Origin of the sequence: Polaromonas sp. (assembly GCF_013817205.1) — a bacterium.
GTDB lineage: Bacteria > Pseudomonadota > Gammaproteobacteria > Burkholderiales > Burkholderiaceae_C > Polaromonas.
The window spans coordinates 1-10843 of the sequence record NZ_JACDDD010000106.1; the positions used below are offsets into that span (position 1 = coordinate 1).

Sequence of the window (10843 nt, forward strand, 5' to 3'; positions counted from 1 at the left end):
GTGTTGTGGTACTGTCAAGTACCAAGCCGCTCGCAATCCTGTTCATGCACCCTCCTGACACCCCACCCATTGCCGCAGAGGCGGTCAAACCCTACCGTGCACGCCTGCTTGAGGGCATGGCGCACAGCGTGGCGGCCAAAGCCTATGCCGAGACCACTGTGGCCGATATCGTGCGCGAAGCTGGCGTATCAAAACGCAGCTTCTACGAGTGTTTTGCAAGCAAGGACGAGTGCCTGATCGCCCTGTATGTCTCGGCCAGCCACAGCGGGCTCAAGGTGCTCAAGGACGCCATCGATCCGCGCCGCGACTGGAAGACGCAGGTCGATCATGCGCTGGGTGCCTACCTGGCCTGCCTGGCCAGCAACCCGGCCTTGCTGCGAACGCTGTTCATTGAAATCCTCGGTCTCGGTGCCGAAGGCCTGCAGGTGCGCCGCCGCATGAACCAGGAACTGGCCGACTTCGTGGTGCAGGTGGTGCATGCCGGCCACGTGCATACGCCGCAAGAGGCCGCGCGCCACGCCACCATGGCGATGGCGGTGGTCGGCGGCATCAACGAGCTGGTGCTTGAGGCGATTGAATCGGGCCGCACAGCCAATCTGGCCGAACTCACCCGGCCCTGTAGCGCGCTGGTGCGGGCGGTGCTGGCCGCGCCTGACTGAACATCAGGACAAAAAAAAGCCCGCCGAAGCGGGCTGAAGCAAAACGTGGCTTCTTCTTTTATTTTGCTGCGGAGGCTGCAGGTGCTGCAGGCGCTGCGCCGCCGGTGGGCGTCGCCGCCGCATCCGCTGCCTGGGTAGGCGCGGGGGCGGGCATGCCACCTGGCGCGGTCACGGTCGTAGGCGCTGCAGTCGGCCCGCTCATGGCGGCCGGTCCTGCTGCCGGGGTTATTTGCGCCGCTGGCGCGGTCATGGCCGGTGGCGCCGCCACCGGCGTCACCGGTGCGGCCGGGGCGCTCATGGCTGCAGGCGTTGCCACGGGTGTCACCGGCGCGGCAGTGGCGGGCCCACCGTGAAACTTCATCATCAGCGGAACGATCAGCAGTGCCACGATGTTGATGATCTTGATCAGCGGGTTGATGGCCGGGCCGGCGGTGTCCTTGTAGGGGTCGCCCACGGTGTCGCCGGTCACGGCGGCCTTGTGTGTTTCGGAGCCCTTGCCGCCGTGGTGGCCGTCTTCGATGTATTTCTTGGCGTTGTCCCAGGCGCCGCCACCGGTACACATGGAAATCGCGACGAACAGGCCGGTCACGATGGTGCCCATCAGCAGGCCGCCCAGCGCGGCAGGCCCGAGCAGCAGGCCGACCAGAATCGGCACCACCACCGGCAGCAGCGAGGGGATCATCATTTCCTTGATGGCCGCTGTCGTCAGCATGTCAACGGCGGTGTCGTACTCGGGCTTGCCGGTGCCGTCCATGATGCCCTTGATGTCGCGGAACTGGCGACGTACTTCGACCACCACCGCACCGGCGGCGCGGCCCACGGCTTCCATCGCCATGGCACCGAACAGGTAGGGAATCAGCCCACCGATGAACAGGCCGATGATGACCATCGGGTTGCTCAGGTCGAAGGTAATGGCGCGGCCGTAGGCCTCGAGCTTGTGCGTGTAGTCGGCAAACAGCACCAGGGCTGCCAGGCCTGCCGAGCCGATGGCGTAACCCTTGGTCACGGCTTTGGTGGTGTTGCCCACCGCGTCCAGCGGGTCGGTTACCGCGCGCACTTCGGGCGGCATGTCGGCCATTTCAGCGATGCCGCCGGCGTTGTCGGTGATCGGGCCGTAGGCGTCCAGCGCCACCACGATGCCGGCCATGCTGAGCATGGAGGTCGCGGCAATCGCAATGCCGTACAGGCCGGCAAGATAGAACGACACCCAGATCGCGATACACACAAAAATCACCGGCCAGGCGGTAGAACGCATGGACACGCCCAGGCCGGCGATGATGTTGGTGCCGTGGCCGGTGGTCGATGCCTGGGCAATGTGTTTGACCGGCGCGTACTGCGTGCCGGTGTAGTACTCGGTGACCCAGACCAGCGCACCGGTCAGCACCAGGCCCACCGCGCAGGCGCCAAACAGCGCCATCTGCGTGCCTGAGGCCTTGATGGCGTTGTCGGGGATCAGCCAGATGGTCACGAAGTAAAACGCGATCAGCGACAAGCCGCCGGCGACGGCCAGGCCTTTGTACAGCGCCGGCATCACATTGGTCATGCCCGGCGAGGCCTTGACGAAGAAGCAGCCGATGATGGACGCGATGATGGAGACCGCGCCCAGCGCCAGTGGATAAACCACCGCGCTGGTACCAGCGCCGGTGACCAGCAGGGCGCCCAGCACCATGGTGGCGATCAATGTCACGGCGTAGGTTTCAAACAGGTCGGCGGCCATGCCGGCGCAGTCGCCGACGTTGTCGCCGACGTTGTCGGCAATCACGGCCGGGTTGCGCGGGTCGTCTTCCGGAATGCCCGCCTCGACTTTGCCCACCAGATCGGCGCCGACGTCGGCGCCCTTGGTGAAGATGCCGCCGCCCAGGCGAGCGAAGATGGAAATCAGCGAGGAGCCGAAGGCAAAACCAATCAACGGGTTCAGCAGGTTGGCCAGCTTGACGTCAGGCGTGTAGTTGCCGTTACCGACCAGGAACCAGTAGAAGGCGGTGACGCCCAGCAGGCCCAGACCCACCACGAGCATGCCGGTGATGGCGCCGCCACGGAAGGCGACGTCGAGCGCGGGGCCAATCCCTCTGGTGGCGGCCTGCGCGGTGCGTACGTTCGCACGTACCGAGACATTCATGCCGATGAAGCCGCAGGCGCCGGACAGCACCGCGCCGACCACAAAGCCGATGGCGCTGGGCACATCAAGGAAGATGGCGATCAGGATCGCCAGCACGACGCCGACGATGGCAATGGTTTTGTATTGGCGCGCCAGATAGGCGGCGGCGCCGGTCTGGATCGCGGCGGCGATCTCCTGCATGCGGGGGTTGCCTGCGTCCTGGGAAAGAATCCAGCTACGGGCCCAAAAGCCGTATCCGACGGCAATGAAGCCGCAGACGAGCGCCAGAATGAGCGCTGAGTTGCCTGTCATAGAGAATCTCCTACGTTGTTTTTCGCTTGGAGGGGATGCGACGCTAGCGGCACCCCCGCTGCGTTGCTTCCTCGTTGCTCTCAACTTCTGTGGAGACGATTGGCCAACTCAGGAAATTTAACGCGAAAACGTGACAACTTGACGATGCTTCAGGCCCGAACCCTTAAAATGAGGGTAAATACTGACTGCCTGTCTAGCCCATTTTCATTAATCCAACGCAAAGAGACCATGTCCCTCGATAAAGTTACCCCCGGCAAAAATGCGCCCCATGCCTTTAACGTCATCATCGAGATCCCGATGAACGCCGATCCGGTGAAGTACGAAGTGGACAAGGAATCCGGCGCGATTTTTGTGGACCGCTTCATGAGCACGTCCATGCACTACCCGACCAACTACGGCTATGTGCCCAAGACCCTGAGCGGCGACGGCGACCCAGTGGACGTGCTGGTGATCACGCCCGTGCCGCTGATCCCTGGCGTGGTCGTGACCTGCCGCGCCATTGGCATCCTTAAGATGACCGACGAAGCCGGTGAAGACGGCAAGGTGCTGGCCGTGCCCATCGACAAAAAATGCTCGCTCTACACGCAGTGGCAAGAACCTGAAGATATGAACCCACTGCGCCTGAAAACCATTTCGCATTTCTTCGAGCACTACAAAGACCTGGAAGAAGGCAAGTGGGTCAAGATCAACGGCTGGGAAGGCACGGACGCGGCCAACAAGGAAATCATGGACGGTATAGCCAACTACCGCAAGGAACACCCCGAAGCGGCGTGAGTGTGAAGTGTTTTAGCCATCCAGCCCTTGTCTGGTGGGCGTGAGCAGCTATCAAAAAGAGAGCGCCTGCAGCAAATGCTGCAGGCGCTTTTGCGTAGGCGCCAGCCTTTTTTAGGCGGCGCGTGCCGGGTCAGGGTAAATCAGTCCGTGCAGAAATGTGCCCTTGCGCTGGAAGGGCTGCCACTGTCCCTGCGGCTGCGCCAGCCGGTCGGCCACCGCCCACCAGGCGCTGGGGTTGACGCCCAGGCCGACATGGCTGGCGACGACCTCGACGTTTTCGGTATGAGGGTTGTGCGCCGCTGGTTTTTGGATGCTGCCCTGCCAGGCCACGATGCCGTCGCTGCGTGAAAAAATGCTGGTGGTTGGCACCGGTGGGGCGGCGGGCAGGTCGTAGTTTTCCGTCTCACGCTCGACTTTACGGCCGCTGGCCAACTGGTAAATGCGCCACGCATTGGTTGAACGGTGCGAGCCTGCAAACGGCGTGCCCAGTGTGATCACGCCGCGCACCATCTCCGGAAATTCTTTCGCCAGCTCCCGTGCATAGACCCCGCCCAGGCTCCAGCCGATCAGGCTGACCTTGCGCCCGCTCTCGTCAAAAGCGCGTTTGACCTGGGCACGTGCGGTTTCCAGCACGCCGGCGCGGGGTCCGAAGTTAAAGCCCTGTTCCCAGCCGCTGGTGGCGTAGCCCAGCGAGTTGAGGTAGCGGCGCAGCGGGATGGTGGAACCATCATTGGCCGATAGGCCGGGGAAGACCACCACGCCGTGCCCGTCACCGCGCGGCGCCCGGGCCAGCATGGGCCAAGCCGGTAGCAGCGCGCCGAATTCCCAGAAAGCGCGAAATTCCAGCGCGAGCAGCCAGGCGTTAGGCGGCGGACCGTCGTGCAGATCCTGCTTTTGATCGTGTTTTCGGGCTGCCTGCTTTAGAAGGGGTTGTGCCATGGCTGGATGCATTGGATGTTTTGGCCGTGTTTGGGATGCTGCTTATCTTGGGCCGGGCGGCGCGCTTCACAGAGGGAGACTTCTCTAACCCCGTCGCTGAGGTGACAGTGGTCTTGCGCGCCTTGGTTACGGGCGACGGTGCGGCGCTTGTGCCCAGCAGGGTCTGCGCCTCGCGGAAAGCGGCCTCAATGGCTGCCGCCAGGTCTTTGGCATGCGGCAAGGCCTTTTTGTCGGCCACGATGCCGAAGTCCACATGGCCGGCGTAAGTCTGGATGGTGATGTTCAGCGCCAGGCCATGCATGATGATGGACAGCGGGTGGAAGGTCAGAAACTGCGCACCGGCCAGGTACAGCGGGACCGGTGGGCCAGGGACGTTGGAAATCGCCAGGTTGGCCACCATGGGCAGGCGGCTGGCCAAGCCGCTTTTGCCATAGGCGTTCAGCGCCATCTTGGCGGCGCCACCCACCAGCCAGGGCGCCAGCAGGGAAGGGTAGTCCGTTGGCAGCAGGCCCTTGAGCGCGCCCACCGAAGACTTGACCTTGGCCGTGGAGACCATGATGGCGTTCATGCGTTTGAGCGGGTGCGCGAGGTGTGTGCCCAGCTCCACCAGGCTCATGCTGACCTGGTTGCCCAGGTTGGCGGTATCGCTGGCACCAGCTTCGCGCAGCGACACCGGCATGGCCGCCACCAGCGATTTTTTGGGCAGTGTGTGGTGCTCCGTCAGGTAGCTGCGCAAGGCGGTTGAGCAGATCCACAGCAACATGTCATTGAGCGAGCCGTCCACCGCCTTGCCCATGGCCTTGCATTCGGCCAGCGGAATCGTGGCGGTGACAAACACCCGGCCAGTGCCAACACCGGCGTTGAAGGGCGTGGCGGGTGCAAGCTTCATCGGCATTTTGGGGCGTGAGCCGGTGGCGGCGCCAGCCGATTGCCGCGCCAGCGTGCTGCCCAGGCTGCTGCCAAGCGCACTGGCAGCCAACGGCAGCGCCCTGGCTGCCTTGGCCAGTTGCGCCAGCGAGCTTGAAAACACCGAGCCGATCATCTTGCCCAGCTTGAGGTCGGACGCCAGCTTGCGGCGGCGCGCCGGGTCCGGCGGCGTCACCTCGCGCGGCACCGGCCCCATGTCCAGCATGGCGTTGGCGAGCATGACCCCGCCCTTGCCGTCCAGCGCCGCGTGGTGAATCTTCGAGAAAAAGCCCGCCACCACCTTGCCGCCCATGGCGGCCGGCAACTGGATGCGGTCGAAGATATGGAACTCCCAGAGCGGAAAGTTGCGGTCGATCAACTCGCCATGCAGCTGCGCGCACAGCTTGTGCACCGCAGCCAGCGTCATGGGTGGCGCGCCCTTCTTGGCGGGGTCGGCGCGGCGGATGTGAAAGCTGATATCCACCTCATCAGCGTCTACCCACAGCGGATGGCCCAGGTCCAGCGGCATGGCCACCAGCTTGCGGCTGAACACCGGCGCCAGGTGCATACGTTTACCGATGTGCGCTTTCACCGCTTTGTGAAAGCTGCCCCTGAAGCCCGCTGGCAGCTCACACAGGTTGAACGAGCCCACATGCATGGGCATCTCAGGGGTTTCGAGGTAGAGGAATGTAGCGTCCAGGCCGGTGAGCGATTTCATTGTTGTCGAGTCTCCGATGGGGAGACATTAACCGAGCCGAACGCCGTGCGGCATTGGGGTTTGCCGTAAAAGATGCAACCTGCGCGACGCAGAGATGGATTTGGCGTCTTGTTGATCCTGATTTATCATGGGGACTAAGCCGGAGACTCGATGCTCACGTCCCCCACTGATGACCACACCGCCAAACTGAAGAAGTTTGCAGAACTGTCCGCCGACTTGTTCAATCAGGATCAAGCCTGTCTGGATTTGGCACGCTCTGCCGCCCAGTTATGCGACACACCCATCGCGCTGGTGTCTCTCAAGGTTGAAGATCGCCAGTGGTTTCAAACGCGTGTCGGTCTTGATGCCAAGGAAATCCCTTCGCGCGAATCGTTCTGTGAATGCGCCATGCAGTTTTGCGACGAGGTCCTGGTCGTTGAAGATGCCAAAACAGATCCACGGTTTGCCGACAACGCGCTCGTTACCGGACCGCTGGGCATACGCTTCTACGCCGGCGCCCCGTTGGTAACCTCGAAGAAGGGGGTTCTGGGAAATTTGTGTGTGCTGGACGTCAAGCCCAAGAAAATGAACCCGGAGCAATTGGAAATGCTTGCTTTTTTGAGCAAGCAAGTTGCGATCATTCTTGAAGAAAAGCTCGACAGTTTGCCGGCTTAGACGGGTTTTAGTACGAGCGCGCTGCACGGTACTCAAGGGGATTCGAAGCACTTCGTTCCCGCAGATGCTGCCCAACAAAGCGCGCGTGTCGGGGTAGGGTGACCTAAAGCTTTGCGCGCGCCTGCGCCAGTTTGGCTTCAAGCTCGCGCACCAAGGCGCGGGCTTCGTCGCCTTCGGGGATGGCGCGGCCGCTGTCGCGCCAGTCCACCGCGTTCTTGAAACCCTCCACCTGGGCCTGGCGGCGGAACCACATGCCTTCGGGGTTGTGCCGGGTGATGCCGTCAAACACCGTGGCAAACATCTGCGTTTGCTCCAGGCCCATGGACATCCACACCTGGTTGACCACCAGCTTGTGCATGGCAAGGTGCGATCTGGGAACGCCGGCGATGCGGCGCGCCAGCGCCTGGGTGGCCTCGTCCAGTTCAGCGGCAGGCACAGCAATATTGGCCAGCCCCCACTCTGCGGCTTTGCTGCCGTCGATGGTGTCGCCGGTGAACATCAGCTGCTTGGCCCGGATGGCGCCGATGCGGTAGGTCCACATCGCGGTGGTGGGGCAGCCCCAGACACGCGTGGGCATGTAGCCGATGCGGGCATCGTCGGCCATCACCAGCAGGTCGCAGCACAACGCGATGTCGCTGCCGCCGGCCACTGCGTAACCGTGGACTTTGGCAATGGTAGGTTTGGAGCAGCGCCACAGGGCCATGAACTCCTCGGTGTTGCGCTTCATCAGCGCGTAATCCACCATCGGGTCCCAGGGCGTTTTTTCCTGGCGGCACGGGTGGTCGTCGGTGATGTTGGCGGGGTCCAGCCCTTCGGCGTATTCATTGAGGTCATAACCGGCGCAGAAGGCGCGGCCTTCCCCCTCGACGATGATGACGTGCACTTCGTCTTCAGCCTCGGCCCAACGCACTGCGCGCTGAATATCAGACGGCATGGTGCTGCTGATGGCGTTGAGTTTCTCAGGACGGTTCAGCCGCAGGCGGGCAATCCGGGGCTCCTTGTCGTCCTTGTGGATGGTCACACTGTCGAATGCGGGCATGGTGTCTCCTTGGGGGTGGGGTGATGGCAAGCGTGTTTTCACTATAGTCACCCTGCGCTGCGACAGATGTCATTGCGAGGACAGGTGCGCAGCGGGTTTTCCCTTGCCACTCTCAGGTGATGACGCGCGACCAACACCAGCCGATGGGGCCACCAAGTCAAGGTTCGCGGGCCTGTTGGCAACACCGCTGCTGGACGGCAAATCAAAACACCGGTGCCAATCCGGCATTTTTCGATGTGGTCTGTTACTGCCGCGTGGAGGCTGCCTTTGAAGTCGGCCGGTGTTCGCACAGCTTGACCAAGCCCCATGCACGGGCGTCTCTGGTGTTTCTGAAAGGCGGCGTCCAGGCCGGTGAGGGATCTGACGCCTGGTGATGTCTTCGTGCCGGAGACCTTAACCGGGGCTGGAAATTTGGAGAACCAGGGTTTGACGGAGTGCTGGACCGGTCGCGCTTGTGGGGGCTCGGGCATTGATTGGCTCCCCAATCAGGGCGATGCTGGGAACTGGGCTATCGAGGCTCTCCTGCCAGCTTGGCGCGCTAAAAAGGGTCATCCCGCGGCCTGTCGATACGCAGGTCCCGGCGTCGCAGTTTACGGTTTAGTGGGCGGGATATCTTGCGGGTCCACGCCTCTAGCAACGTCTAACGCGATCTCGACTACTTCAAGCTCATGGCTAGCTTTAACAACAGCTACCTCTGCTTTTTCGGTTAGCTTTTGAGCGCATGTCATTTTGTCCAAGCTGCCTGTGGAATCGCCTCTTTCAAGGTTTTGTTCGCCACCTTCAAATCTTTTGCGGCTATGTCAATGTTTTCTCTCGCAAGCTGCGCCTTTGCATACGCAACCTTTGTCAGTGCTGGGTCGATTGTCATGGGCGTATTTTCGATAAATAAAAACGCCCGTGTCAAATTTTATTTTCTCCCCCCAATCAGGTAACACGGGGGCCATGGACACAAAACGTCAACAGTATGAGCGCAGCAATCTTTTGTCACCCTGCAAACAGGGGAGGCACAAACCTCAGTCGCCAACCGCTTCACCAAGCGACCCGCACTTCCCCAGCATCCCTTGCTCATCCTCATTAAGCCCAGAAACCGGCGTCGCTTTCGCCAGCGCCATCCACACACCCAGCGGCAGCGACTGCCGCGCACGCCGCGGCGCCGCCCGGGCAACCACCAGGCGGCCGTTCTCGATAACCAAGGCGCCGCATTCGGCCGGCACTTCCCCGGGATCGGCGATACATCGTCCTTTGGCATCGCAGCCCAGCACATACCAGCACTCGCCGCCCAGGTCGAGGTAGGCCGCGCGTTTGTCGGGTCGGCGCAAGTCACCGAGCAGGTCGGAGCGGCGCACCTTGATTTCGTGGACGATGGGGTCCACGTATTCAGCGACGGAGGTGTTGCGGATCGAGAAGACGTCGGGGCGGGCGATGCACCAGCGCGGCTTGCCGCCTTCTTCCAGCGGCGGCAACTGCGCGCGCAGCCCGAGGCCGCGCCAGGTGATGCGGCCGGCGCGCACCATCTCGCAGGCGACGCGTTCGACCAGCGCTTCATGGGCCGACAGCGCCGAGCGGTTGCGCACCAGTGTGGCGGCCAGGTAGCTGACACCGGCATCGGTAACACGCAAAGTCTCATGGCCCGCCGGTCCGGCGACGCGCTGCAACATGCCGCCCGCCAGCAGCTCGATTTCAATCAAATCCTGGCAGGGCCAGCCCGCCGAACGGTAAATCTCGCGCAGGCGGCGTGCGTGGATTTTGCCCAGCGCCACGGGCAGGGTGCTGTGCGCTGGTTTGTCGTCGGTAAACGTATTGATGGCGAGGGGGCTGATGGCGAGCATGCCCTGAGCTTAAAACATGGGCGGTGCCGATGCCAAACCCGCTTTTATGGTGTTGCAGCCTCGTGTCGAAGGCCACTTGCGCGGAAATAAAAAAAGCCGGAAAAACCCCGGCTTTTCTGGAAAAACAAATCAGTCAGAAGGCGTACTTCAGGCTGACGGTAGTCGCATTGGCACGAACCGAACCACCGAAGCCATCACCGAACTTGCCGAAATCTTCGTATTCAACGCGCACGGCGAGTGCAGGTGTGAAGTTGTAGGCAACGCCCACGCCTGCCATGACCGAAGTTTTGTTGCTAGAGTCAGTCTGTCCCACGACGGAGACTTTTCCGCGATTGCTGGAAACGCCGAGTTTTCCCAAAAGAGAGAAGTTCCCGGCCAGCGGCACGGTGCCTGTACCGGCCACACTGTACTGCGATGCCTTGTAGGTACCAGTCAAAATCGCTGCTCCAGCCGCGTTACGCGCGACCAGGTCACGTTTTCCCAGATCGGAGTACTGCACTTCGACCCCCCAATTGGGGTAATTTGGTAGCCGCCATACAGTTTGACCATGCCCTCGTTGGAGTCTCCACCTGTCAATCGGATACCCGCCGGGATTCCTGCGCCTGTGATGGGGCCGTCAACACCTGTGATTTTGGAAGAACCCGCACCGATACCTGCGTACCATTGGGCGGTAGCTGGCAATGCCACGAAAGCTGCGGCGACTGCGCAAGCGGACAAAAGTTTTTTCATCGAAATCCCTGTGTTTATTGCTTGGGTGAGGCAAAAAATGCCGTGCTGAGAATACGTGAGGTGAATCGCCCCGGGAATTGAGGAGGCTCCAACCTTTGAGAAGATGGAGCCATGAAGAAATCAAACAAGTTTTCCCCCGAAGTACGCGAACGCGCGGTCCGTATGGTGCAGGAGCACCGAGGCGAG

The 10843-nt window shown here is 61.9% G+C and carries 10 protein-coding genes; 3 read left to right on the forward strand and 7 right to left on the reverse strand.

The window, feature by feature from the left end; translation table 11 throughout:
* The first annotated feature begins 5 nt into the window (after positions 1-5).
* Complete coding sequence (locus H0W47_RS17240) at positions 6-659, forward strand: TetR/AcrR family transcriptional regulator (RefSeq protein WP_296926636.1); 654 nt, start codon at positions 6-8, stop codon at positions 657-659.
* Positions 660-717: 58 nt separating this feature from the next.
* Here the strand turns inward: H0W47_RS17240 and H0W47_RS17245 are convergent, their stop codons facing one another.
* A complete protein-coding gene (locus tag H0W47_RS17245) occupies positions 718-3069 on the reverse strand; it encodes a sodium-translocating pyrophosphatase (RefSeq protein ID WP_296926621.1) in 2352 nt (783 codons plus the stop codon).
* Positions 3070-3297: 228 nt separating this feature from the next.
* On the opposite strand from H0W47_RS17245, the gene ppa reads away from it, so the two are divergent.
* Positions 3298-3843 (forward strand): inorganic diphosphatase, encoded by a 546-nt coding sequence (gene ppa / locus H0W47_RS17250; RefSeq protein ID WP_296926623.1) that lies wholly within the window; start codon positions 3298-3300, stop codon positions 3841-3843.
* 111 nt (positions 3844-3954) lie between these two features.
* On the opposite strand, the gene H0W47_RS17255 is transcribed toward ppa, so the two are convergent.
* Positions 3955-4782, reverse strand: a complete 828-nt coding sequence (locus tag H0W47_RS17255) for an alpha/beta hydrolase (RefSeq protein WP_296926625.1) — start codon at positions 4780-4782, stop codon at positions 3955-3957.
* On the reverse strand, positions 4706-6406 hold the full coding sequence (locus H0W47_RS17260) for a wax ester/triacylglycerol synthase family O-acyltransferase (RefSeq protein WP_296926627.1): 1701 nt from the start codon (positions 6404-6406) through the stop codon (positions 4706-4708). The genes H0W47_RS17255 and H0W47_RS17260 overlap by 77 nt, the downstream gene beginning before the upstream one ends.
* Positions 6407-6622: 216 nt before the next feature.
* Between H0W47_RS17260 and H0W47_RS17265 the strand changes: the two genes are divergently transcribed.
* A complete protein-coding gene (locus tag H0W47_RS17265; protein WP_296926629.1) occupies positions 6623-7060 on the forward strand; it encodes a GAF domain-containing protein in 438 nt (145 codons plus the stop codon).
* A 103-nt stretch (positions 7061-7163) separates the two neighbouring features.
* On the opposite strand, the gene H0W47_RS17270 is transcribed toward H0W47_RS17265, so the two are convergent.
* The 4 genes from H0W47_RS17270 to H0W47_RS17285 all read right to left on the reverse strand — a co-directional run bounded on the left by H0W47_RS17270 (position 7164) and on the right by H0W47_RS17285 (position 10505).
* Positions 7164-8099: a crotonase/enoyl-CoA hydratase family protein gene (locus H0W47_RS17270; RefSeq protein ID WP_296926631.1), complete on the reverse strand. Its 936-nt coding sequence runs from the start codon at positions 8097-8099 to the stop codon at positions 7164-7166.
* A 724-nt stretch (positions 8100-8823) separates the two neighbouring features.
* The gene (locus H0W47_RS17275) at positions 8824-8967 is read right to left on the reverse strand and encodes a hypothetical protein (protein ID WP_296926633.1); all 144 of its coding nucleotides are present in this window, start codon (positions 8965-8967) and stop codon (positions 8824-8826) included.
* A 145-nt stretch (positions 8968-9112) separates the two neighbouring features.
* Positions 9113-9928, reverse strand: a complete 816-nt coding sequence (locus H0W47_RS17280; RefSeq protein WP_296926634.1) for a hypothetical protein — start codon at positions 9926-9928, stop codon at positions 9113-9115.
* Positions 9929-10061: 133 nt separating this feature from the next.
* Complete coding sequence (locus H0W47_RS17285) at positions 10062-10505, reverse strand: outer membrane beta-barrel protein (RefSeq protein ID WP_296926638.1); 444 nt, start codon at positions 10503-10505, stop codon at positions 10062-10064.
* Between the last annotated feature and the right edge of the window lie 338 nt (positions 10506-10843).